Consider the following 22977-nt stretch of genomic DNA (forward strand, 5'->3'; position numbering starts at 1 on the left):
GCGGTCGTGCTGAAATTGGTAGACAGGCACGGTTGAGGGCCGTGTGGACCTAGTCCATGAGAGTTCGAGTCTCTCCGACCGCACCAAATTTAAATTTTTATGGGAACTTTTTGCAAAAAATTTTTGAAATTTTAACCTAACTGCGCTCGTAGTGCGCTCGTTTTAGAGTCAATGTTTTAATGATTTAAATTTGTTTTTAGACACTCGTTTAATGATTTGTTAAACTTTTAAAAGAATTATTTATCAGATGAAAAAAATTCTACCTATTATACTTTTTTGTTTATTTTTTAATGTGAATGCTTTTGCAGATAATGACAAATCATGTAATGATGGATATAGTTTTTATAAGACTAATGCTTCCAATAAAGCATTTCCAATTTTTAAAATTGAAAGTACATCAAATAAAAAAATTAAAATAAAAAAATTTAAGATTAAAGGGAACAATAACGAAACAATATATGAAAAAAATATAAGTTTAATAATTGATCCTTATAGTATTAAAACATTTGAACCTTTTAATTTTATCTCTGGAATAATCAAAGATGAAAAAATTCCAAATCTTAACCCGAAAGTAATTAAAAATTATTATTTAACTTGTGAATGGTATGATGAAAAAAGTTCAAAAAAAAACTTAAAAGATAAAATATTTATACTAATGTGTGGGGGACATACAATTTTTTATCCAAAATATCCCATAACTTATGAAGAAATTTTAAATGACGATAATTTATATTATGCCATAGGTGAAAAAAAAATAGCTATTGGATGGGACTGGAAAGAAGGAAGATTTACACAAACTATACCAATAACATCAAATACTACTGAAACAATTGTTGCTATATCTGAAGATTTTTGGAACACGAAAAGTAAAAAGTCAAAATTTTTTTTGGATTTTAACAAATATTCCATGAAAATGATTGTTGGTACGGGAGTTTTAGATAAAAATTTATTTACTAAAGATAAAATTCAATTGGAAACCAGAGTTGCAAATTGTTCAACTATCGATGTGAAAAAATTATTCAAACTTAAACCTAGAATAGATTAATTTTTTTAAATGAACTTCATTCAAAACTATTTTCAAAAAAGAACCAACAACATGATTGCTAATCAAGACTATGAATTAGCAGAGCAATTTATGAATTCGGATATGTCTTTTTGTTTAAATGAAGATAGAAGCATAAAAGATGGAAAAACTGTTGGAAAACATCTTTTTCAAATGGAAGGAATTTTTTTAGATTTAACCGATCGAACGTTAAGTCATCCAAAAGTACCATTTGCACATGAAGATAGAGGTGGAAAATTTGCAAACATTGTTAAAGAAGCTGGTTTAGGAAATAGAAAAGTAATTTGGCGACCATCAGATTTATTTGATTTAGATGAGTATATGGATGCTAAATGGTTTCCAGAGCAACTTGAAATGTATCATAAGGAGTTTAATGAAATGATGGATGCAAAAGATCTTTATTGTGAGAGATCAATAAGTTTTTTAGATTATTTTTTTAAACGTTTAGATATTTATAATGCCTGCCAAATGCCTACTTTTATAAAATATTATAGAGGAGTTGATTTAGAAAAATATAAAGACAAAATTAGACTAATTACTGACGAGTATCCTTATCAAAACAAGCGTGGTGAATTTATTTAATTCTCAGTGTGCTCATATTGTGTTGGAGCTTGGTTGTATTTATCATTTTATGTTTAAAACAAATATTAATAAGGTTTTCGACCGCACCAAAGTGAATTTTATATAGGAGTTTTGATGGATAAATTACTTTCAGTAATATTTATGGTTGGGGTTTTGCTTTTAGTCTTACCAAGTTTTTTACAATCAAATTCTAAGTTAAAGCAATTTCTTAAAAATCTAAGTATTTGGATTATTGTAGTTTTTATAATTTTTATGATTGTTTATTTATTTAAATAAGAAATTAGTTTTTTATCCAATCAGGTTTATTGATATTTATTGAAGCTTCTTTAGTTTTAAAATTTGCTTTTTCATCAAAGTTTTCGTTTAAGTATTTAATTAAAGCAAAAGGGTAGTCGCTATTAATTAAAACCTTACCTACTTCGATTTCATTGTTGTAAATACTTTCACCTTCATGCAGTTTTCCATTAATTACATTTATTGGAAACAATCTTTTTGAAAGCTTGTTCTTTAATTTAATTCGCGCTGTATTTTCTTGGCCAACATAACAGCCTTTTTTAAAATCAATTCCATTTAATTCTTCAAAATTACATTCAATACCAAATAATTTGTCTTTCAATTTATTTAAATCTTTTGGAACTATTCCAAGCCCATGACTTAATGAATAATATTCTTTAAGATCAGCATCATGAAGATCTAGTTTTTTTAAAGATAAATAAAGTTTTTCTAAATTAATAATTAATCTAGCACCCAAATTCTTATTTCTTGGATCTAAAAAAATTGGATCTTCTCTATATTTAATTGTACATCCAGGTTGATCTTTTGCTGAATTAAAAGTTAAGAATTTTTCATGAGAAAATGCTGCCACAACAAATTCATTACTTAAATTTAGAATTTCAATTTTTGATCTTAACTTATAAAGGGATAATTGCTTGAATAACTCCTCAGCCTGAGGTTTTTCACAATCCAAAATATATCCAGACTTATGTTTTACGATTATAAATTCATATAAAAATTTACCTTGGGGCGTAAGCAATGAACTAAAACAACTATTTACATCGCTTACTTTGTTTATATCATTACTGATAAGATTTTGAAGAAACTCTTTTGCATCTTCTCCATTAATATAAAGAATTGCTCTATCTTCTAAAATGTAAACGTTTTTTATATTCATAATTGATTAATTATAAAATGTAATATAATAACAATTCCTCAAAATGTTAGATCTTATAATTAAAAACGGACAATGTTACATTGATCGTGAATTAAAAGATGTTGATGTTGCTATAAAAGATGGAAAAATTCAACAGATTGGACAAATTTCAGAAGATGCAAAAGAGACAATTAATGCAGAAGGCCATACGGTATTACCAGGTTGCATAGATACCCAAACACATTTTAGAGAACCAGGATCAACGGATACTGAGGACCTTCACTCAGGCAGTAGAGCAGCAATATCAGGAGGTATCACAAGTGTATTTGAAATGCCCAATACTAATCCGCCAACTTCAAATATGAAAGAGTTTCAAAGAAAACTAGATCTCGCTAAAAATAGAATGTATTCCAATTATGCTTTTTATTTTGGGGCAACAGCAGATAATGCAGATGATTTAGCAAGTTTAGAGGGTTTAGAAGGTTGTTGTGGTATTAAACTTTTTGCAGGATCTTCAACTGGTAATTTGTTGGTTGCTGAAGAAGACGATATAGATGAGGTTTTTAAAAATGCTTCAAAAGTAGTAGCGGTTCATTCTGAAGACGAGGCAATTTTAAAAGTAAATAAGAAATTAATAAAAGAGGGTGATGTTCATACCCATCCAGTATGGAGAAGCGCAGAATGTGCAATAGCGTCTACTAGAAGAATTGTAAGAATTGCAGAAAAGTATAATAAAAAAGCTCATGTACTTCATATAACAACAAAAGAAGAAATTGATTTTCTATCTCAACATAAAGGAAACATCACATTTGAGATTACTCCTCAGCATTTAACTCTTTATGCTCCAGATTGTTATGACAAGCTTGGAACTTATGCTCAGATGAACCCACCCTTAAGAGATAAATCTCATTACGATAGATTATGGTATGGGGTGAGGAATAACTTTAATGATACAATTGGTTCAGATCATGCTCCGCATTTAAAAGAAAATAAAGATAAAGTATATCCAAATACTCCTTCGGGTATGCCAGGAGTTCAAACTTTAATGCCTGTAATGCTAAATCATATAAACGATGGAAAATTATCTCTCAACCAATTGATGAACTTTGTTTGTGAAAATCCAGTAAAGATTTTTGGAATTAAAAATAAGGGGTTTATTAAAGAAGGTTATGATGCTGATTTTACAATCGTCGATATGAATAAAACTATTGAGATTAAAAATGAAAACATTGAAAGCAAATGTAAGTGGTCACCATTTAATGGATTTAAATTTAAGGGAACACCTACCCACACCATTATTGCAGGAAAAATTAAAATGCATGATGGAAAAATTTTAGGTGATCCTGATGGAACACCATTACAGTTTAGCTAAGCTTACCTGTAAAACTGTTTACAAGTATCACTCCAATAACAATTAAGAACAATCCTAATATTGCTTGCCAGGCTAAAGATTGTTTAAAAAATATGTATCCAAGGATTGCGATAGTAAAAATTCCTAAACCACTCCATGTTGCATATACAATTGCTATAGGAAGTTTATTCACCACAAAAGTTAACAAATAAAATGCTGTGAGATAAAATATAGATAAAGCAACTGTTGGAATTAGTTTTGTAAAGTTTTGAGACATAGGAAGCAGCATTGTTCCAGCAACCTCACAAAATATTGCAGCGATTAAAAAAATATAAGTTTTAACCATTATTTAAGATTTTGTGATTAACTAAATCTTCCATGATTTCTGTTAGAATCGCAGGATCGTCAATAGTAGGTGGTACTTTATAATCAACACCATCTGCAATTTTTCTTATAGTTCCTCTTAAAATTTTTCCTGATCTAGTTTTTGGCAATCTTTTTATAACAATCACAACTTTAAATGCAGCAACTGGTCCAATCTTATCTCTTACCATTTGCACACATTCTTCAGATATAGTTTCATTTTCTTTGTCAACACCTGATTTCAAAACCACTAATCCAATAGGCAATTGACCTTTTAACTTATCTGCTATCCCAAGTACCGCACATTCAGCAACCGATTGATGTTCTGACAATACTTCTTCAATAGCACCAGTAGACAATCTATGACCTGCTACATTAATAATGTCATCAGTTCTAGACATAATCCAAATATACCCATCATCATCGATGTGACCCGCATCATATGTTTGATAATATCCTTTATAATTAGACATGTAGTTTTCTTTATATCTTTGATCTGCATTCCATAATGTTGGAAATGTTCCTGGAGGCAACGGGAGTTTCACAACGATGTCTCCCATTTCATTTGGTTTAGCCAAAGACTGATCTGGTTTAATGATTTTAACATCATATCCAGGGACAGCTTTACAGGCTGAACCATATTTTGTTTCCATCATTTCAATTCCAGTACAATTAGAGCTAATTGCCCAGCTAGTCTCTGTTTGCCACCAATGATCAATCACCGGAACTTTAAGTAAATTCTCAGCCCACTTTATAGTATCTGGATCAGCTCTTTCTCCAGCAAGGAATAAGCTTTCAAAACTACTCAAATCAAATTTTGAGAAAAATTTACCTTCAGGATCCTCTTTTTTGATAGCTCTAAAAGCTGTTGGAGCTGTAAAAAGAGATTTTACTTTGTAATCTGAGATTATTTTCCAAAAGGCTCCTGCATCTGGAGTCCCAACTGGCTTACCTTCAAACAGAACAGTGGTGCATCCTTTAAACAAAGGAGCATATACAATATAAGAGTGTCCCACAATCCAACCAATATCACTTGCAGACCACCAAATATCATCCGTGTTTATGTTGTAGATATTTTTCATAGTCCATTTAAGAGCAACAATATGACCTCCGATGTCTCTTACTATCCCTTTAGGGGTTCCAGTTGTTCCTGATGTATACAAAATATAAGCAAACTCATTTGAATTCATCTCTACACAGTCAGCATCTTTAGCATTAGATACAACTTCTTCCCAACTGACCTCATTAGGCGCTTTTAGTTTTACTTCATGACCAGCCCTCTGAAACAAAATCATCTTTTCAATTTTATGATTGGCTATTTTTATTGCTTCATCGACAAGAGGTTTGTACTCTACCGTCCTTCCTGGCTCAAAACCACAGGATGCAGTTACTAATATTTTTGCATTACTATCATCAATTCTGCTTGCGAGTTCATTTGAGGCAAATCCTCCAAATACAACAGAGTGAATTGCCCCAATTCTTGCACAAGCAAGCATCGCAACCACTGCTTCAGGGATCATTGGCATGTAAATGATAACCCTGTCGCCTTTATCAGCTCCTTGAGCTTTTAATGCCCCAGCAAACTTAGAGACCTTTGACCTTAATTCTTCATAAGTGAACTGACTTTTCTTTCCTGTAATGGGACTATCGTAGATTAAAGCTGTTTTTTGACCTCTACCTTGGTCAATATGAACATCTAAAGCATTGTAACAAGTGTTTGTGACCCCATCTTCGAACCATTTAAAGAAAGGTGGGTTAGATTTATTTAAAATTTTTGTTGGTTTTTTAAACCAAAAGATATCTTCAGATGCTTCTTGCCAAAACTTTTCAGGATTTTTTATAGAATTTTCGTAAATTTGACTAAACTTAGATGACATAAAAATTTGATTCGAATTCCTTATTTTTTTTGGTTTTTAACTTGTAAATTGTATTTAATTTTAAAAATTAAGTAAAATCAATGCTTATTAGTGACAATTAAGTCTTCATAAAACTATTTTTATTTGCTATTTAACCACGAAATTGGCTTAGGGAAACTTAAGTCTAGTTTATATAAACTAAAATAAAAACTAACGAAGAGGGAGTTTTTTATGAAAAAACTTAAACTGTTTGCTTTAGCAGCTATGGGCTTGATCGGTTTTTCAGGTATAGCTATTGCAGCAGACGCAACGATGTTGATGCAAGATGACTTCGTAGGAATTTCATTCTGGGTTATCTCTATGGGGATGTTAGCAGCTACTGCTTTCTTTTTCATGGAAGTAGGCAACGTCGCAACTGGTTGGAGAACGTCAGTAATAGTTGCTGGTCTAGTGACTGGTATTGCATTCATACACTACATGTACATGAGAGAAGTATGGGTGGCTACTGGTGACTCGCCAACAGTATACAGATACATTGACTGGTTAATCACTGTGCCATTACAGATGGTAGAATTCTATTTAATTCTAGCAGCTATTAACAAAGCAAACTCTGGAATGTTCTGGAGATTGTTAATTGGTTCATTAGTGATGCTAATCGGTGGATACTTAGGTGAAGCAGGATACATTAATGCTACACTAGGTTTCATCATCGGAATGGCAGGTTGGGTATACATTCTTTATGAAGTATTCTCAGGTGAAGCTGGTAAAGCTGCAGCGAAAAGTGGTAACAAAGCTCTTGTAACTGCTTTTGGTGCAATGAGAATGATCGTTACAGTAGGTTGGGCAATTTACCCATTAGGTTATGTATTCGGTTACTTAACTGGTGGAGTAGACGCTAACTCACTTAACGTCGTTTATAACTTAGCTGACTTCATTAACAAAATTGCATTTGGTCTAGTAATTTGGGCTGCTGCAACTAGTTCTGCAGGAAAAAGAGCTAAGTAATTTAGCTAAAATTTAAACTAAGGGCAGGTACAATTTAGTACTTGCCCTTTTTTTTTACCTTTTGTAAGACTATGTATAATAACTATACATAATTTTTTTTATGGACGTAAAATTAGAAAAATGGCATCGATGCCAAGTTGATATAGAAGTTCTTAAAGAACTTTCAAAAAAATCTGATATCAAAGGGCTTCAACATGTTTCAGTTTTTTTTGGATTATTATTAATTACCGGAATATTTGCGTATCAAACCTGGGGTACATGGTGGTCGGTATTTTGGTTTTTGGTTTATGGAAACATTTATGGTTTTTCAAATCCATTATGGCATGAGACTGGTCACAAAACTGCGTTTCAATCAAAATCTTTAAACGAATTTTTTTATTATATTTCTTCATACCTCTCAAATTTTGAACCAGTCAGGTGGAGATACACACACTTTGTTCACCATGGAAATACATATTCAACAGAAGATCCATATGATCATGAAATTGAATATGGAAATAATTTAAAAGAAACTCCAAAAAATTTGTTGATGAATTTAATTCCTTTTATGGAACTTGTTTATTTTAAAAAAAGTATAGCTTACGAAATTATTCAACACGCATTGGGTATAAAAACAAAAGTAATGCAAGATTGTATTCCTGAAAATGCACAACCAAAAGTTATTTTAAACTCTAGAATTTTCGTTGCAATTTGGATTGCAATTATTTTGTGGTCTTTAATTACATTATCTTGGTTACCAGTATTATTTTTTTTATTACCAAAATATTATGGAAGAACTTTACACAAACTTGTCTCTTTTACTCAACATGCAGGTTTGGCAAGAAATATTAAAGATCACAGGTACACAACAAGAGAAATGTATTTAAATCCTGTATTAAGCTTTTTATATTGGAAAATGGAATACCATGTGACACATCATATGTTTCCAACGGTACCATCTTACAACTTAGATAAACTTCATCATCATATAAAAGATCAATTACCAAGAACAAATAATGGTTTAATCGAAGCTTATAAAGAAATTTTACCAGCTTTGATGAAACAAAAAGAGGACTCTAGCTACTTTTTTAAAAAGGAAGTTCCTGAACCAGAAAACGCGTAAAACTGACCAGGTTTGTTTACTTACTTGTTCAATTTAGATAAGAACCTATATATAACGCATGGCGAAAATTACTTACCACACACACGATAATAAAACTCATACAATTGATGTACAAAAGGGACTAACTGTAATGGAAGGTGCAATTCAAAATGATATTCCAGGAATTGATGCAGATTGCGGGGGAGGAATGGCTTGTGCTACTTGCCATGTTTATGTCAAAGAAGAATGGTTAGATAAGCTTCCAGCAAAAGAAGATGGTGAAGAAGATATGCTTGATATGGCTTTTGAGCCAAAAAATAATAGCAGGTTGAGTTGTCAGTTAATTGTTTCTGATGAGTTGGATGGATTGGAAGTAAATATTCCCTCAAAGCAAGGCTAAATGAATAAAACAGATGTATTAATTATTGGAGCAGGACCAACAGGTTTATTTTGTGCTCATCAACTAGGAATTATAGGGTTGAGTTGTGAAATAGTAGATAATCTTGATAAAGCAGGAGGACAATGTATCGAACTTTATCCAGATAAACCTATTTATGATATTCCAGCAATCCCTGAGTGTACAGGTGAAGAGTTAACTAATAATCTTTTAAAGCAAATTAAACCTTTCAATATTAAATTTCATTTAAATGAAAGAGTAGAAGAATTAAAAAAAAATAAAAACAGATGGCATGTTAAAACCTCTGCTGGAATAGAATTTGATGTTGCAGCAATTGTTATTGCTGGTGGTGTTGGTTCTTTTGAGCCAAGGAAGTTTTCAGTGAAGGAGTGTAAAAAATTTGAGGGCAATTCTTTATTTTATTCAATTAAAGATAAATCAATATTTAAAGACAAAACTATTTCAATATTTGGAGGAGGAGATTCAGCTTTGGACTGGGCTATTGAATTATCAAACAACTCCAAAGTAAATTTAATTCATAGAAGAGATGGTTTTAGTGGAGCAGAAGCAAGTGTTCAAAAAGTAAAAGAGCTTAAAGAAAAAGGAAAATTAAATTTATATACAAAGTTTCAAATGGACTCAGTTTTAGGAGACGAAAATATTGAGAAAGTAAAAATAAAACATGATGAAGGAGAAATTAAAGAAATTAAATCTGATTACGTATTAGGTTTTTTCGGTTTAATTATGCAACTTGGTCCTATTTTAGATTGGGGATTAAATATTGATAAGAAAACAGTTCAGGTAAATACTGAAAACTTTGAAACAAATATTAATGGAATATTTGCTGTAGGTGATATTTGTTCTTATCCAGGAAAATTAAAATTAATTCTTTCAGGCTTTCATGAAGGTGCATTAGCCGCAAGAGGTTGTTTTAAATATGCAAAACCAGATGAGAAATTAAGATTTGAATTCACAACAACTTCCAAAGCTGCACAAGAAAGACTTGGAATAAAAAAATGATAGAACTTTTTTCTGCTAATACTCCTAATGGATGGAAAATAAGCATCATGCTTGAAGAAATTGGGTATGAATACAAAGTAACCAAAGTTGATATTAGTAAAGATGAACAATTCAAACCAGAATTTATAAAGCTAAGCCCTTTTGGAAAAATTCCTGTGATCATAGATCATGATAGCAGCAAGAGTATTTTCGAGTCAGGTGCTATATTAATGTACTTGGCGGTTAAAAGTGGAAAACTTTACAATGAAAAAGATAGACTGGTTATTAATCAATGGTTAATGGCTCAAATGGGTACAGTAGGTCCTATGATTGGTCAACATCATCAGTTTCATCACTTCAATCCAGGTAAAAGTGAGTTTGGTGAGGAAAGATATTTTAAAATTACTAAAAGACTTTATGGAGAATTGGATGCAAGGTTAAAAGAATCTAAATTTCTTGCTGGCACTAATTATACAATTGCTGATATTGCAACCTGGCCATGGATGGCAAGACATGAATGGCATGATATTGGCTTAAAAAATTATAAAAACTTGTCAAGATGGTATTTAGAAATAGCTGAAAGAGAAGCTGTTGTAAAAGGCTATAGATTTATGGATAAAGAGGCCGAAATCCCAAAACTATAAAGTTTATCCAAATAATCTGAAGATAGTACTAAGAATTCCATAACCTGAAAATTCAATAGCAACAATAATTATAATTATTAAAACTAATTTTTTATTCATTTTAAAAACAAATATAGCAACAGCACAATCCAAAAGAAAGGATAGTAAAAATAAATATATTTCTTAGCAAAAAGAAATGAAATTGAATTTTTCTTAGATGATTTCTTTTTCATTTTTAGTCATCTGCATGAACTTTTTCTTCTTTTTCATGCTTTTCTTGTGCTGCAATAGTGTATTTGGCAACAGGTCTTGCCATTAATCTTTTTAATCCAATTGGCTCTGCTGTATCCAGACAATAACCATATGTATCTTCTCTAATTCTTCTTAAAGCTTTATCTATTTCAGATATCAACTTAATTTGTCTATTGATTGCTTTCATTTCTACATTGCTATCAATGTAGGAGTTTGCTTGATCAACAATATCTGCAGATATATTATTGTCATCCATACCGCCATTATATAAAGCTTCGTTATTCGTTTTAATTAATTCTTTTTTCCATTCAGTTAGTCTCATTCTGAAAAATACTTTATGTTTTTCACACATATATTTTTCAGTGTCTTTTGGAACATAAGTTTTTGAAATTTTTACAGGTCCCTTGGAGACAACTTTAGCTGCAATTGGCTTTGCTTTACTTGCAACTTTAGTTTTTGGTTTTGATACTTTTTTCTTTGCTTTAGCAGTCTTTGGCATAGCTTAATTTTGATCGATCGCAGTATATTCAGCAAATTAGGGGTGTCAAGCAAGCTTAATTGATATAAATATTTATAAATGACCATTAATAACAAAAATATCGATAATGTTTTTTATATTTTTGTGACAGGTCATCTAATTTTTTGGACTTTGATTCCATCAATTACAAACCATAATTTACCACTTGATACAATCGAGGCTTTAGCTTGGGGAAGTAACTTAGATTGGGGTTTTAACAAACATCCTCCTATGAGTGCTTTTTTTCCAGAAGTTTTTTACAAAATTTTTGGATCACAAGATTGGGTATATTATTTATTAAGTCAAATATTTGTAATTGTTTCTTTTTATTATATTTTTAAATTTTCAAATGAAATATTTAATAACAAGGTATTAGCTTTAATTTCTGTATTACTAATTGAAACAATTTATTTTTATAATTTTACCACACCAGAATTTAATGTAAATGTATGTCAATTACCTTTTTGGTCTTTAACAGTTTATTATTCTTGGAAAATATATAGCGGCAAAGAAATAAAATTTTTAGATTGCTTTTTGGTTGGTCTATTTGCTGCATTTGGTTTCTTATCAAAATATTTATTTATTTATCTTTTGGTTTCAATTGATCTTTTGTTTATTTATTTAATATTTTTCAAAAAGGATAGAAAATTTGATTTTAAATATCTCATTACACTTGAAGTTTTCTTAGTGGTTCTAGTTCCACATTTAATTTGGCTAAATAACAATGAGTTTATTACTATTACTTATGGATTAGCTAGAGCTGGCTTAGAACAATCTAGCTTTATAGATCATATTAAATTTCCAATTTTCTTTTTGTTAAAACAAGTAGGGATATTAATTCCTTTTTTAATATTATCCTGGTTATTGTTTAAAAAAATTAAATTAAATTTAAAGTCTAAAGATAAAAAATTAATATTTTTGTTGGCAATTAATATTTTGCCAATTGTTTTAATGTTTTTAACATCATTAATTACAGGTTCAAAAATAAGAACCATGTGGATGACACCCTTTTATTTATTTTTTGGCACATTAACTGTTTATTTGTTTAAAGCTCAAATTAATCTTAATAAATTAAAACCATTTTTGATTGGATTTATTTTCTTCTTTTTTTTGTCGCCAGTGCTTTATGCTTATGTTTCAATTTCAAAAGATAATAAGAGAACCGATTATCCAGGTAAGGAAATTGCAATTAAAACACAATATGCGTGGGATCAACAATTTAATTCAAAAATTAATGTAGTTTTAGGTGATGAGTGGAGTGCTGGAAATTTATCTTATCATTTAAAATCCAGGCCAGTTTGGGATGGTTTTGTTGCAAGAGAAAAACTCGATCAATTGAAAGATTACATGTGCCTTGATAATGTTTGTGTAGGATCAAGATAGATGAAATATGTAATATTAATTCCAATTTATAATGATAGAGAGTCATTAAAATTTTTGATTGAAAATATTAATAATGAAATAAATAATTTAAATCATGATATTTCATTAGTGGTTATTAATGATGCGTCATCACAACAGATAATTGATAAGTACTCAAATACAGAAAACATTAGCTCTATAGAAATAATAAATATGAAAGAAAATAGGGGCCATGCAAGATGTATTGCTTCTGGTTTAAAGTATATATTTGAAAAGAAAGATTTTGATTTTGTAATTCCAATGGATGGTGACGGAGAAGATAGACCTGAAGAAATTAAAAGTTTCGTTCAAGTTTCAGAGCAATCAGGGGGAAAGTCAATTATTGGTGAAAGAGTAAAAAGATCTGAAGGTATAATTTTTAAATCATTTTATCAGTTTCATAAATTTTTGACTTTTGCATTTACAGGGCGATCAATTAAATTTGGTAATTTTACTTGTTTATCAAAATCAACTGTAAAAAAGTTAATAGATGAAAAAGCTACCTGGAATAGTTTTTCTGGTTCATTAAAAAAAATAGAAAAAGATTTAATTTCTATTCCATCCACAAGAGGCAAAAGGTATTTTGGTCCGTCTCAAATGAGTTTTTTTAATTTATTAAAACACTCACTTTCAATAATTAGTGTTTTTAGAAAAACTGTTTTAATTCGATCAGCTTTGTTTATTATATTTTATATATTGCTTATCAAAAGCTACGCCTCAGTAATTACCTCACTACCATTAGTTTTATTATTAATGATGATTTATTCAATTTCTAGTTTAGCTTTGAGAGAAAATATTGAAGAATTTAATAATTCTTTAACAAACATCCACGATATTGATAAAATTAAATAATTTTCATATCATAACACTATGAAAAACTTTTTTAGAAAAGTTGCTTTTGGTATTGGACCTAATGAGCAATCTCCTTCCGATCCTTTGAAGTGGGCTCTTGATCAAGTAAATGATGTACCAGAATTATCTTGGAAAGGTAAAATATATTCCGAAAAAGAATTAAGAAAATATTATAGAGATTGGGTTTATGGTGACAGAAAAGTATTAAGAAAAAAGTATAAAGATAACAAAACACTATACAAAACACATAAAGATATACTGAGACACAAAACAGGACAAAAGTTTTGGGAGTCTTTGGAAATTTCGATCAGACACAATGAAGGAATTAATAGTAGCAGTCCAGTTTTAGCAAAACTATGGATGTTTTGGGGAAATTTTTTTGCTATCAGTGAAAAAGATTTTTTAGCAAATTATTCAACTGGTGCGTATCAAAGAGAAATTATTAGACCAAATCTAAATCAATCATTTGAAAAAATGGTTTATGATGTAACAACTTCATGGGCGATGATCCATCATTTAGATAATAGTGAGAGCGCAGGGCCAAAAAGTGTTACTGCTGGTGAAGAATGGAGAATTAGAAAAAAAGAACCAGCAACAATTAATGAAAATCATGCAAGAGAACTTTTAGAACTTCATACAGTATCCCCAAAGGCTGGCTATTCTCAAGAAGATGTAATTCAACTAGCATATATTATGACCGGCTGGCAACATAGATGGAGTAAAAAAAATCTGGAAACAGGTAATGTTTGGTTTAACTCTGAGTATCATCAAAGAGGTAAAAAAAATGTATTAGGAAAAGAATATAAAAAGGGTAAAAAAGCATTAGCTGTTGTTGTTAAAGATTTAGTAAATCATCCTAATTGTAGAGACTTTGTTGCAGAAAGACTTTGTAAATTTTTGATCACAGACGAACCCACACAAGAGATGAAGCAACCAATTATTGATGCCTTCAAAAAATCTGATGGATTTATTCCCGAAATTCATAAAGCAGCTATTAAAGTTGCCTTTGAGTACAATGATAAATATAAAAAATTTCAGACACCTGAAAATTGGCTAATCCAGGTTGCAAAAGTTGCAGATTTAAATTGGCCACCTTCACCAGATCTAATGGATAAATATGAACTTGGTCAAAGACCGTTTGACTCTCAACGAGAACCTGAGTGGTTATTACAAAATATTGGCCACCATCCTTACAGAGCAAAACAACCAAATGGTTGGTCAGACCATTCCGCTGATTGGATTTCTCCTGAATTATTAATTAGAAGACTGGTGTATGCAAAAGCAAGTTATAATTTTGCTAAAATGGAAAATAATAAAAATTCAGAATATTATGTGAAAATGGTTGAAAATAATTTTGACAACCCAAGTAAAATAATGAAATACTTAAATCAAAAAAATAGATCTGTTGAAAAACATACTCTACTTTTTAACCACCCGGAGTTTTTAAAAGCATGAAGATATCAAGAAGAGATTTTTTAAAAACCACAGCTTTAACCTCGTTGTATTTTGCTGGTTTCAGTGCTCATAGTTATGCAAATTCTAAAACAAAAAAGAATTTAGTAATAATTATGTTACGTGGTGGAATGGATGGTCTATGTGCTATTCCAGTTAAAGGTGACAAAAATTTCGAGAAATTGAGAAGTAAAATCAATCTTGATAAAACTTTAAAATTAACGACAGATTTTGATTTACATCCAGCATTAAAAACATTTAAAAGTCTTTGGGATCAAAATTTAAGTGCTGCAGTTCATGCAACAAATATCCCTTACACTGGTAGATCACATTTTGACGGTCAAAATTTAATGGAGTCAGGTGGTAAAATACCATACCAAGAAAAAACAGGTTGGCTTGGAAGAGGAATGAAGACAGCTGGGTTAACAGGGCAAGGGTTAGCTTTAGCTCTCCCTATGCCTTTATTAATCAGAGGTGTTCCAATGAATAATAATTATTTTCCTGTAGGTCGTAGCTTGCCATATCCTGCAACTTTAGAATTAATAAAACAAGCATACAAAGAGCATGATGAAAAATTATTAAGTGACAATTTGGAAATAATTTTAACAAGAGATTTTAACAATAGATCAAGAGATGATGCTTGGATTTTAGCCTCAAGTGCTGGTACAGAGTTATCAAAACCTGATGGACCTAAAGTTGCAGTATTTGAAGTTGATGGTTTCGATACGCATGCTGCACAAGGAGCAACTGATGGCGCTCATGCGGATTGTTTAAGCGATTATGATAATATTGTTAGATCTTTAAAATCTTCTATGTCCGAAGAGGCATTTAATAATACTTTAGTTTTAACGCTAACAGAGTTTGGAAGAACAATTAAGCAGAACAGTAGTAACGGGACAGAGCATGGTTATGGCTCAGCAATTCTAATGGCAGGAGGACTAGTTAAAAAAGCACAAGTTCATACGGATTGGCCAGGATTAAAGAAAAAAGAATTATTTGAAGGAAGAGATTTAAATTCTACAATAGACTCAAGAGCAATTTATGCTTCTGCAATGTCTACAGTTTTTGATGTAGATTTTAAGAAAATCACTAAAGAAGTTTTTTGGGGTGAAAATTTACCAAACTTATCAGATAAGCTTTTTAAGGCTTGATGAAAAAATTATTAATTATTTTTCTAACTTTTTTATTTTTAACTAATTTCGCAAATTCTCAATCGAGATTTGGTGAATTGACTGAAATACGAGATGAAAAAATGCGAGGTAAAGACGGCCAGTGGGTTAGACCACATCCGGGACCTTTTATTTGGAATCATATTGAAAAAGAAAAAGGAAAGTTCAACTGGGAAGAAGCAGATAAATATGTTGTTTACGCTCAAGAGCATAATCAAACAATTTTAGCAACTATCTGGCCTCATGCAAATTGGGAACAAAAATCTTGCAAAAGAAAAAAAGCTAAAAGTCCTTTTGGAAAACGTTTTACAAAATATTTAAGTAAGCCTTGTTCAATGGATGAATATAGAAATTTTCTTGTAAAATTAGTGGATCGTTATGACGGTGATGGTTTAAATGATATGCCTGGATTAACCAAACCTATTAAATATTGGGATGTAATGAATGAGCCAGAGTTTAAAATGTTCTTTAAAGGAAGTAAGGAAGATTTTGTTGAAATCTTTAATTTCTCATCAAAAGTGATTAAAGAAAAACAACCAGATGCAGTAATTGTTATGGCTGGAGCAGCCGGAATGTTTCCAGAAAGTAAAAAGTATTGGAAAGTTGTTTTACCAAAAATTAAAGATCATTTCGATATTGCAAATATTCATCATATAAGTGGTCCAGATGGTCAATGTGATAAACAGCTTTGGGTTGATGAATTTGCTGACTTGTTAAAAAGTACAGATGTTGATAAACCTATCTGGTTAACAGAGGCAATGACCTGTGGTCCTCCAGTGAAAGCTTGGGTCAATGCATTTTTAAATGGAGCTGAACTAATCATTGATGTTGGTGTAAATGCTCCAGGAAGAAAAATGAGTAAAAAGGGCAGAAAAAAATTAAATGAATTTATTGCTGAATATGATGGTTTTACATCAATAAAAAGTATTTCAGAAAAAAAAGTAGAGTTCACTTATAGCGACGGTTCTTCAAAAACTTTAGAGTTTTAAATAATATAGAGTAGTCATTAGACACTTTGAACAGGATTTGCTAATTAAGGACTATGAAAAAACTTCTATCGATTCTGTTTCTTGGCTTGTTGTTAGGTGGAAGTAGTTTTGCAAGTGTAGAAGAAGTCCTTAAAGAAATCAAAAAAAATAAAGATATAGCCCAAGGTTTTAAAAAAGTTAAAGAATTTGATAAATGGAACGAATGGCGTATTGACAATAAAGCAATACTTAAATCAGATAAATCAAAAAGAGAGCATATAGTCAAAATTGTTACTAAATCTGACAATCATCCTGTTAGATTTGGAAATCAGTCATTAAGATTTGAAGTTAGAGATGGTAATGGATGGGGTTGGGATTCCAGAAATGACAGAGAAAGAGTTGAGCTGAAAATATGTTGCGTTAATAAAAAAACTACATGGACAGCTTGGTCATTATATCTACCAGAAGATTATAAAGTAATTTATCCTGCTAAAACAATGTTAGCTCAATTTCATAATGATGCTGATAATCCCCCCGCTTTTGCTTTCGAAAATCAATCTCACTTTAATGGAGGAGGTTATTGGATTGATCGTGATAGTTATATTCTTGGATACAACGAGCAATTAAAATTAATAGACGAGTCAGAAATGTATGGAAAATGGCATGATATTTTAGTTAATGCAAAATGGACACACAAAAAAGACGGTTTTTTTAAAATTTGGATTAATGGTAAACTTACTTTTCACCACAAAGGCAGAACGCAAGAAAAGGGTGAAAGAATAGAATTTCATTTTGGTATATATAGATCATATATGTCTAGAACACCTGGGCCAGATCCAACTCAAATAGCTTATTATGATGAAATACGACATGCAAAGTCATGCAAAAAACTTAAACTTAAAGAGCTAGGATATTCTTGCAAAGAAATTGAAAGTCAAAAATGATAAAAATTTTATTAACTTTTTTTGGACTATTGTTGTTTAGTTTTAATGCTTACTCTGATGAAAAAATTATCAATGAAAATATTACATTTAAGCCTTTTAAATGTGAGCAAATAAAATCAGAATTCATAAGATCTAAATCTGAAAATAGTTGTTTAATTATTCAGAAGCTGGAAAATCATTATGAAGTTAAATCACATGAACATTCAATTAATACCTGGAATTCTCCTCAATTATTAAAATATATTGATAATAAAGATGGAAATAAAATTATTGCTCACACTTGGAATAATGTAGTTGAGTGGGGAAAACAATCTGACAAACAACCATTTTCGCATCTTGTAAGTATAAGTTTAGAAAATTTAGATAATTTATTTAAAACAGATAATTTAGAATTAAAATCTAATCATTTAACATTACCTTTAACCGCTAGAAGAATGAATGTTTTGGATATTGATAGTGATGGAAATAAAGAAATAGTTTATCTAGGTAATCGTGAAGATGGGAGAAACAGAAATAGCAGCTGGAAAGATGTTAATTATATTTTTGATTTAAATTCAAATGAATTAAAAAGTTTTGGATCACCTCATTTTTCTCATGATTTAATGTATTTTGATTTTAATCAAGATGGATATTACGAAATTATTGACTACTTTTATGGTGACCAAAAACCTGGTGCTATTGAAGTTTGTGATATGAAAACCAATAAATGTCGAAAAGCTAAAAAAGCAAATAATTTTATAGATATTGGATTTAATCATATTCTTCCATCAAAAAAAGGAGCAATTATTTTTGGAAGTTGCCCAGGTTTGGGAAACACAACTTTTTGTTGGTCTAAAGTAACTAGTAAAAAAAACAAATTAAAATTTGAAAAACTTGATAGCTATCAATTTAAAGAAAAACCAACTGATAAAGCAAACTTCCTTATATGGACAGGAGATATAAACGATAAACCTGGTTATTGGGTAGAAGGATCAGATAAAAAAGTTTTTAAAATGGCTGATCGAGCTTGGATTTCTACTGCTATTGATTTCAACAAAGATGGTAATTTCGATAGTATTGGAGTTGCTAAAGATGTAGTTTGTAAGCGAAAAGATAATTCAAAACCATTTGATCGTGGAAAAGATTGTAAGACTGAAGAGTTTTTATATGTTTTTAAAAACAATAATGATCAGTCATTTGAAAAATATCAAGTAATGCCAGTTTCTCTCAATGGTTCATTTAGAATTGAGACTGCAGATATAAATAAAGATGGAACAGATGATATTTATGGATTTAAAGAGGATTGGTTTAATCCTTGGATAGATTGCAAAAAACAAGTAAGTGCAATGTATTTTAATCAAGACAATAAATCTTTTGAACAAGCATCTAAATCATTTAATCAAGAAAATTTTGGCTTATATGGTTGTGAACGAGCTTCTAGTTTTTTTAAAAACAATAATAATTATTATAGATTATTTATTACAATACCTTCTACAGACTCAAAGTTTGCTTATTTGGGGATTGAAAGATATTAGCAACAACCGCAGCTTTTTTTAGCAGCTTTTGGTTGATCATCAGTTTTTGCAGCTTCTAATTCTTTTTGTTCTTCCTCAAGAGCTTTTTGTTTCTTTAAAATCTTATCTTCAAAGTAATCATAAAGAGAAGCAAATCCCAATTTAGAGGCTCTTTTTTCCTCATAATTTCTTCGCCCTTTAAGGTTTTCAATTATTTTGACTATTTCTTGGTTTTGCATCCTCTCTTTTTATTTAAAAAGGCAAATAATTCAAGCTGTAAAAATTGGCAAATTATAAAAAGGTTATTTTGTGTTAGGATAAAGCCATGAATATAAGTCAAAAAAAACTTGAAAAATCTAGGGGCAGATTAGAAATAAAAATTAAAGATCAAAATTTACAAAAACTTTACCAACAAGGATCTTCAAAAGCTTTGATGCCAGATTTTCATGAAAATTTAAAACAATTAATGCTTATCAACACTGCCGGTGGAATTACTAATGGAGATGAATATGATTACAAATTTGAAATTGATAGTTCGAAACTTTGTATATCAACTCAGGCAGCAGAAAAAATTTATAGTGGTTTTGGTAATCCAGCCAACTTAAATATAAACTTAAATTTAACAAACAATTCTAGTCTATTTTGGTTACCTAAAGAACTAATTTTATTTAATAATTGTAATCTAAAAAGAAAAATTAATTTCAATTTATCAAAAGACTCGAATTTACTTCTTTGTGAAAATGTTATTTTTGGACGAACTTCTATGAAGGAGGAGTTTGAAAAGGGATATTTTTCAGATTTTTGGAATATTAATGTTGATAATAAATTAATTCATACCGAAGCAATAAATACAGGTTTATTTGAAAAAAAATATTTGAATAGTTTTTCGACATTAAATAATAATTCTGCAGTTGCGACAATTATTATTGTAGGAAATAAGTTTTTGAATAACATTAATAATCTGTCTGAAACTTTAACTAACAATGAAAATACAACTTCAAATTATTCACATTGGGATAATAAATTGATCGTAAGACTTTTATCTAAAGATAGTTATAATCTTAAATTTGCAATTGATAAAATTTTGTCTTATTTTTTTGAAGGTTCAAAGATACCAAAAGTATGGAATATATAAATGAAACTTACTCCTAGAGAAAAAGATAAACTTTTAATAAGCCTTGCAGCGATTGTCGCTAAAAATAGATTATCAAAAGGTATAAAATTAAATTATCCAGAAGCTATAGCTATAATAACAGATTTTGTAGTAGAGGGAGCTAGAGAGGGCAAAAGTGTTGCAGAATTGATGGAGGCAGGAGCTCATGTTGTTAAAAAAAAGGATTGTATGGAGGGTATTCCAGATATGATTAAGGAAGTTCAAGTAGAAGCTACTTTTCCTGATGGAACTAAATTAGTAACAGTGCACAAACCTATTAGATGATAATATTATGAAGCCAGGTGAAGTAATTACAAAAAATGAGGAAATAGATCTAAATAAAAACTCCAAAGTTACTAAAGTTAAAATTTCTAATTCTGGAGATAGACCTGTGCAAGTTGGAAGCCACTATCATTTTTTTGAGACAAATGAGTATTTAGTTTTTGATCGAAAATTAGCATATGGAAAGAGATTAAATATACCTTCAGGAACTGCTGTAAGATTTGAGCCAGGTCAATCTAAAGATGTTGAGCTAATAGAAATAAATGGATTAAAAAAAATATATGGTTTCAATAAGAAAGTTATGGGTGATTTATAATGGCTAAAATTTCTAGAGCAGCTTATGCAGATATGTATGGGCCTACAACAGGAGATAAAGTAAGGCTTGCAGATACTGAACTATTTATTGAGGTTGAAAAAGATCTAACCACTTATGGTGAGGAAGTAAAATTTGGTGGTGGAAAAGTAATAAGAGATGGGATGGGCCAATCTCAAATCAGTAGAGAAAAAGGAGCTGCTGATACAGTTATTACCAATGCTTTAATAGTTGATGTAAATGGTATTTATAAAGCTGATATAGGTTTAAAAGATGGAAAAATATTTGAAATTGGTAAAGCTGGTAATCCAGATACTCAATCTAAAGTAAATATTATTATTGGTCCAGGAACAGAGATAATTGCTGGTGAAGGAAAAATTTTAACCGCAGGAGGTTTTGACAGTCATATTCATTATATATGTCCTCAACAAATTGACGATGCTTTACACTCAGGTATTACAACTATGCTTGGAGGAGGTACTGGACCAGCTCATGGAACACTTGCAACAACGTGTACACCTGGACCATGGCACATACAAAGAATGATACAATCTGCTGATGGTTTTTCTATGAATTTAGCTTTTGCTGGGAAAGGTAATTCTTCATTACCAGAAGGTCTTGAAGAACAAATTCTAGCAGGAGCTTCAGCTTTAAAATTACATGAGGATTGGGGAACCACTCCTGGAGCAATTGACAATTGTTTAAATATTGCTGACAAAAACGATGTACAAGTAATGATTCACACAGACACTTTAAATGAAAGTGGGTTTGTCGAAAATACTATCAAAGCAATAAACAAAAGAACTATACATGCTTTTCATACAGAAGGTGCTGGTGGTGGACACGCACCAGATATAATTAAAGTTTGTGGAGAAGAGTATGTTATTCCTTCTTCCACAAATCCAACTAGACCATATACAGTCAATACAATAGAAGAACATTTGGATATGCTGATGGTTTGTCATCATCTTGATAAATCTATTCCAGAGGATGTAGCATTTGCTGAAAGTAGAATAAGAAGAGAAACAATCGCAGCAGAAGATATTCTTCATGATATGGGTGCCTTTTCAATTATTGCATCAGATAGTCAGGCTATGGGTAGAGTTGGAGAAGTTATCATTAGAACTTGGCAAACTGCACATAAAATGAAAGTTCAAAGAGGAAGCCTACCAGAAGAAAAAGGGGATAATGATAATTTAAGGGTTAAAAGGTATTTAGCAAAATATACAATTAATCCTGCAATTGCTCATGGGATTTCAAAACATATTGGTAGTATTGAAAAAAATAAACGTGCAGATTTAGTTTTATGGGACCCAGCATTCTTTGGTGCCAAACCAGAGATGATATTAATAGGTGGAAGTATAGCTTGTGCGCAAATGGGAGACCCAAATGCTTCAATTCCAACTCCACAGCCTGTATACACTAGACCAATGTTTTCGTCTTTTGGAACTTCTTTAGAGAAATCTTCAGTAATTTTCACAAGCAAACTAGCTCTTGAAAAGAATTCATTAAAAGATGCAAGTATAAGAAAAGACTTATTACCTGTAGAAAACACAAGAGCCATTTCTAAAAAAGATATGATTTTAAACAACAAGTGTCCAAAGATTGAAGTCAATCCTGAAACATATGAGGTAAAAGCTGATGGTGAGATAATTACTTGTGAACCAGCTAAAGAACTCCCTTTGGCACAAAGATATTTTATGTTTTAGCT

The 22977-nt window shown here is 30.6% G+C and carries 25 protein-coding genes and 1 tRNA gene; 21 read left to right on the forward strand and 5 right to left on the reverse strand.

Annotated elements, in window-relative coordinates; all coding sequences use genetic code 11:
• The 4 genes from ACTT9L_RS00055 (at position 1) to ACTT9L_RS00070 (ending at position 1921) form a co-directional block, all read left to right on the forward strand.
• Positions 1 to 86 (forward strand) — tRNA-Leu (locus tag ACTT9L_RS00055).
• 161 nt (positions 87 to 247) lie between these two features.
• Positions 248 to 1045, forward strand: a complete 798-nt coding sequence (locus tag ACTT9L_RS00060) for a hypothetical protein (protein WP_440927345.1) — start codon at positions 248 to 250, stop codon at positions 1043 to 1045.
• A gap of 9 nt (positions 1046 to 1054) precedes the next feature.
• Positions 1055 to 1645 (forward strand): hypothetical protein, encoded by a 591-nt coding sequence (locus tag ACTT9L_RS00065; RefSeq protein ID WP_440927346.1) that lies wholly within the window; start codon positions 1055 to 1057, stop codon positions 1643 to 1645.
• A gap of 114 nt (positions 1646 to 1759) precedes the next feature.
• Positions 1760 to 1921: a hypothetical protein gene (locus tag ACTT9L_RS00070; RefSeq protein ID WP_440927347.1), complete on the forward strand. Its 162-nt coding sequence runs from the start codon at positions 1760 to 1762 to the stop codon at positions 1919 to 1921.
• Positions 1922 to 1925: 4 nt separating this feature from the next.
• On the opposite strand, the gene ygfZ is transcribed toward ACTT9L_RS00070, so the two are convergent.
• A complete protein-coding gene (ygfZ, locus tag ACTT9L_RS00075) occupies positions 1926 to 2816 on the reverse strand; it encodes a CAF17-like 4Fe-4S cluster assembly/insertion protein YgfZ (protein ID WP_440927348.1) in 891 nt (296 codons plus the stop codon).
• 43 nt (positions 2817 to 2859) lie between these two features.
• Here ygfZ and ACTT9L_RS00080 point away from each other — a divergent pair, with 43 nt between their 5' ends.
• Positions 2860 to 4167 (forward strand): dihydroorotase, encoded by a 1308-nt coding sequence (locus tag ACTT9L_RS00080; protein WP_440927349.1) that lies wholly within the window; start codon positions 2860 to 2862, stop codon positions 4165 to 4167.
• Here ACTT9L_RS00080 and ACTT9L_RS00085 read toward each other — a convergent pair.
• Together ACTT9L_RS00085 and ACTT9L_RS00090 are read right to left on the reverse strand one after the other, a co-directional pair.
• Positions 4160 to 4492 (reverse strand): DMT family transporter, encoded by a 333-nt coding sequence (locus ACTT9L_RS00085; RefSeq protein WP_440927350.1) that lies wholly within the window; start codon positions 4490 to 4492, stop codon positions 4160 to 4162. The two genes, ACTT9L_RS00080 and ACTT9L_RS00085, sit on opposite strands and share 8 nt — an antisense overlap.
• Positions 4485 to 6410: a propionyl-CoA synthetase gene (locus ACTT9L_RS00090; RefSeq protein ID WP_440928648.1), complete on the reverse strand. Its 1926-nt coding sequence runs from the start codon at positions 6408 to 6410 to the stop codon at positions 4485 to 4487. Before ACTT9L_RS00090 ends, ACTT9L_RS00085 begins: the two co-directional genes overlap by 8 nt.
• Positions 6411 to 6596: 186 nt before the next feature.
• Between ACTT9L_RS00090 and ACTT9L_RS00095 the strand changes: the two genes are divergently transcribed.
• From ACTT9L_RS00095 to ACTT9L_RS00115, 5 genes are all read left to right on the forward strand, one after another.
• Positions 6597 to 7370 carry a bacteriorhodopsin-like gene (locus tag ACTT9L_RS00095; RefSeq protein WP_440927351.1) on the forward strand — a complete coding sequence of 258 codons (774 nt, stop codon included), beginning with the start codon at positions 6597 to 6599 and terminating at the stop codon, positions 7368 to 7370.
• Positions 7371 to 7470: 100 nt separating this feature from the next.
• Positions 7471 to 8472, forward strand: a complete 1002-nt coding sequence (locus ACTT9L_RS00100) for a fatty acid desaturase (protein ID WP_440927352.1) — start codon at positions 7471 to 7473, stop codon at positions 8470 to 8472.
• A gap of 58 nt (positions 8473 to 8530) precedes the next feature.
• Positions 8531 to 8851: a 2Fe-2S iron-sulfur cluster-binding protein gene (locus tag ACTT9L_RS00105; RefSeq protein ID WP_440927353.1), complete on the forward strand. Its 321-nt coding sequence runs from the start codon at positions 8531 to 8533 to the stop codon at positions 8849 to 8851.
• Complete coding sequence (locus tag ACTT9L_RS00110; RefSeq protein WP_440927354.1) at positions 8852 to 9868, forward strand: NAD(P)/FAD-dependent oxidoreductase; 1017 nt, start codon at positions 8852 to 8854, stop codon at positions 9866 to 9868.
• Positions 9865 to 10491 carry a glutathione S-transferase family protein gene (locus ACTT9L_RS00115; RefSeq protein ID WP_440927355.1) on the forward strand — a complete coding sequence of 209 codons (627 nt, stop codon included), beginning with the start codon at positions 9865 to 9867 and terminating at the stop codon, positions 10489 to 10491. The genes ACTT9L_RS00110 and ACTT9L_RS00115 overlap by 4 nt, the downstream gene beginning before the upstream one ends.
• Before the next feature lie 214 nt (positions 10492 to 10705).
• On the opposite strand, the gene ACTT9L_RS00120 is transcribed toward ACTT9L_RS00115, so the two are convergent.
• On the reverse strand, positions 10706 to 11221 hold the full coding sequence (locus ACTT9L_RS00120; protein ID WP_440927356.1) for a TraR/DksA family transcriptional regulator: 516 nt from the start codon (positions 11219 to 11221) through the stop codon (positions 10706 to 10708).
• A gap of 78 nt (positions 11222 to 11299) precedes the next feature.
• Here ACTT9L_RS00120 and ACTT9L_RS00125 point away from each other — a divergent pair, with 78 nt between their 5' ends.
• From ACTT9L_RS00125 to ACTT9L_RS00155, 7 genes are read left to right on the forward strand one after another with little or no spacing between them, the layout of a single operon-like run.
• Complete coding sequence (locus ACTT9L_RS00125; protein WP_440927357.1) at positions 11300 to 12622, forward strand: glycosyltransferase family 39 protein; 1323 nt, start codon at positions 11300 to 11302, stop codon at positions 12620 to 12622.
• Positions 12623 to 13492: a glycosyltransferase gene (locus tag ACTT9L_RS00130; RefSeq protein WP_440927358.1), complete on the forward strand. Its 870-nt coding sequence runs from the start codon at positions 12623 to 12625 to the stop codon at positions 13490 to 13492.
• Between the two features lie 18 nt (positions 13493 to 13510).
• The gene (locus ACTT9L_RS00135; protein WP_440927359.1) at positions 13511 to 14947 is read left to right on the forward strand and encodes a DUF1800 family protein; all 1437 of its coding nucleotides are present in this window, start codon (positions 13511 to 13513) and stop codon (positions 14945 to 14947) included.
• Entirely contained in the window at positions 14944 to 16095 is a 1152-nt protein-coding gene (locus ACTT9L_RS00140) for a DUF1501 domain-containing protein (RefSeq protein WP_440927360.1), read from the forward strand. Before ACTT9L_RS00135 ends, ACTT9L_RS00140 begins: the two co-directional genes overlap by 4 nt.
• Positions 16095 to 17102 carry an endo-1,4-beta-xylanase gene (locus tag ACTT9L_RS00145; RefSeq protein ID WP_440927361.1) on the forward strand — a complete coding sequence of 336 codons (1008 nt, stop codon included), beginning with the start codon at positions 16095 to 16097 and terminating at the stop codon, positions 17100 to 17102. The genes ACTT9L_RS00140 and ACTT9L_RS00145 overlap by 1 nt, the downstream gene beginning before the upstream one ends.
• Positions 17103 to 17155: 53 nt before the next feature.
• Entirely contained in the window at positions 17156 to 18025 is an 870-nt protein-coding gene (locus ACTT9L_RS00150; RefSeq protein WP_440927362.1) for a heparin lyase I family protein, read from the forward strand.
• Entirely contained in the window at positions 18022 to 19539 is a 1518-nt protein-coding gene (locus tag ACTT9L_RS00155; RefSeq protein ID WP_440927363.1) for an FG-GAP repeat domain-containing protein, read from the forward strand. The genes ACTT9L_RS00150 and ACTT9L_RS00155 overlap by 4 nt, the downstream gene beginning before the upstream one ends.
• Here the strand turns inward: ACTT9L_RS00155 and ACTT9L_RS00160 are convergent.
• Positions 19536 to 19757 (reverse strand): hypothetical protein, encoded by a 222-nt coding sequence (locus ACTT9L_RS00160; RefSeq protein WP_440927364.1) that lies wholly within the window; start codon positions 19755 to 19757, stop codon positions 19536 to 19538. The two genes, ACTT9L_RS00155 and ACTT9L_RS00160, sit on opposite strands and share 4 nt — an antisense overlap.
• An 86-nt stretch (positions 19758 to 19843) precedes the next feature.
• Between ACTT9L_RS00160 and ACTT9L_RS00165 the strand changes: the two genes are divergently transcribed.
• Genes ACTT9L_RS00165 through ureC form a run of 4 tightly spaced genes read left to right on the forward strand, consistent with a single transcriptional unit; the run spans position 19844 to position 22975 of the window.
• Positions 19844 to 20653, forward strand: coding sequence for an urease accessory protein UreD (locus ACTT9L_RS00165; RefSeq protein WP_440927365.1), 810 nt, complete (start codon positions 19844 to 19846; stop codon positions 20651 to 20653).
• Complete coding sequence (locus ACTT9L_RS00170; RefSeq protein ID WP_440927366.1) at positions 20654 to 20956, forward strand: urease subunit gamma; 303 nt, start codon at positions 20654 to 20656, stop codon at positions 20954 to 20956.
• Positions 20957 to 20963: 7 nt separating this feature from the next.
• Positions 20964 to 21269, forward strand: a complete 306-nt coding sequence (locus ACTT9L_RS00175; protein WP_440927367.1) for an urease subunit beta — start codon at positions 20964 to 20966, stop codon at positions 21267 to 21269.
• Positions 21266 to 22975, forward strand: a complete 1710-nt coding sequence (gene ureC, locus ACTT9L_RS00180) for an urease subunit alpha (RefSeq protein WP_440928649.1) — start codon at positions 21266 to 21268, stop codon at positions 22973 to 22975. The genes ACTT9L_RS00175 and ureC overlap by 4 nt, the downstream gene beginning before the upstream one ends.
• Positions 22976 to 22977: the final 2 nt, after the last annotated feature.

It is taken from the genome of Candidatus Pelagibacter sp., assembly GCF_052049675.1.
In the GTDB taxonomy this organism is placed as follows: domain Bacteria; phylum Pseudomonadota; class Alphaproteobacteria; order Pelagibacterales; family Pelagibacteraceae; genus Pelagibacter.

Excerpts from the sequence above, each read along its gene's own strand:
- ACTT9L_RS00060 (WP_440927345.1), top strand. The coding sequence starts at position 248 with ATGAAAAAAATTCTACCTATTATACTTTTTTGTTTATTTTTTAATGTG.
- ACTT9L_RS00065 (WP_440927346.1), top strand. The coding sequence starts at position 1,055 with ATGAACTTCATTCAAAACTATTTTCAAAAAAGAACCAACAACATGATT.
- ACTT9L_RS00070 (WP_440927347.1), top strand. The coding sequence starts at position 1,760 with ATGGATAAATTACTTTCAGTAATATTTATGGTTGGGGTTTTGCTTTTA.
- ygfZ (WP_440927348.1), bottom strand. The coding sequence starts at position 2,816 with ATGAATATAAAAAACGTTTACATTTTAGAAGATAGAGCAATTCTTTAT.
- ACTT9L_RS00080 (WP_440927349.1), top strand. The coding sequence starts at position 2,860 with ATGTTAGATCTTATAATTAAAAACGGACAATGTTACATTGATCGTGAA.
- ACTT9L_RS00085 (WP_440927350.1), bottom strand. The coding sequence starts at position 4,492 with ATGGTTAAAACTTATATTTTTTTAATCGCTGCAATATTTTGTGAGGTT.
- ACTT9L_RS00095 (WP_440927351.1), top strand. The coding sequence starts at position 6,597 with ATGAAAAAACTTAAACTGTTTGCTTTAGCAGCTATGGGCTTGATCGGT.
- ACTT9L_RS00100 (WP_440927352.1), top strand. The coding sequence starts at position 7,471 with ATGGACGTAAAATTAGAAAAATGGCATCGATGCCAAGTTGATATAGAA.
- ACTT9L_RS00105 (WP_440927353.1), top strand. The coding sequence starts at position 8,531 with ATGGCGAAAATTACTTACCACACACACGATAATAAAACTCATACAATT.
- ACTT9L_RS00110 (WP_440927354.1), top strand. The coding sequence starts at position 8,852 with ATGAATAAAACAGATGTATTAATTATTGGAGCAGGACCAACAGGTTTA.
- ACTT9L_RS00115 (WP_440927355.1), top strand. The coding sequence starts at position 9,865 with ATGATAGAACTTTTTTCTGCTAATACTCCTAATGGATGGAAAATAAGC.
- ACTT9L_RS00120 (WP_440927356.1), bottom strand. The coding sequence starts at position 11,221 with ATGCCAAAGACTGCTAAAGCAAAGAAAAAAGTATCAAAACCAAAAACT.
- ACTT9L_RS00125 (WP_440927357.1), top strand. The coding sequence starts at position 11,300 with ATGACCATTAATAACAAAAATATCGATAATGTTTTTTATATTTTTGTG.
- ACTT9L_RS00130 (WP_440927358.1), top strand. The coding sequence starts at position 12,623 with ATGAAATATGTAATATTAATTCCAATTTATAATGATAGAGAGTCATTA.
- ACTT9L_RS00135 (WP_440927359.1), top strand. The coding sequence starts at position 13,511 with ATGAAAAACTTTTTTAGAAAAGTTGCTTTTGGTATTGGACCTAATGAG.
- ACTT9L_RS00140 (WP_440927360.1), top strand. The coding sequence starts at position 14,944 with ATGAAGATATCAAGAAGAGATTTTTTAAAAACCACAGCTTTAACCTCG.
- ACTT9L_RS00145 (WP_440927361.1), top strand. The coding sequence starts at position 16,095 with ATGAAAAAATTATTAATTATTTTTCTAACTTTTTTATTTTTAACTAAT.
- ACTT9L_RS00150 (WP_440927362.1), top strand. The coding sequence starts at position 17,156 with ATGAAAAAACTTCTATCGATTCTGTTTCTTGGCTTGTTGTTAGGTGGA.
- ACTT9L_RS00155 (WP_440927363.1), top strand. The coding sequence starts at position 18,022 with ATGATAAAAATTTTATTAACTTTTTTTGGACTATTGTTGTTTAGTTTT.
- ACTT9L_RS00160 (WP_440927364.1), bottom strand. The coding sequence starts at position 19,757 with ATGCAAAACCAAGAAATAGTCAAAATAATTGAAAACCTTAAAGGGCGA.
- ACTT9L_RS00165 (WP_440927365.1), top strand. The coding sequence starts at position 19,844 with ATGAATATAAGTCAAAAAAAACTTGAAAAATCTAGGGGCAGATTAGAA.
- ACTT9L_RS00170 (WP_440927366.1), top strand. The coding sequence starts at position 20,654 with ATGAAACTTACTCCTAGAGAAAAAGATAAACTTTTAATAAGCCTTGCA.
- ACTT9L_RS00175 (WP_440927367.1), top strand. The coding sequence starts at position 20,964 with ATGAAGCCAGGTGAAGTAATTACAAAAAATGAGGAAATAGATCTAAAT.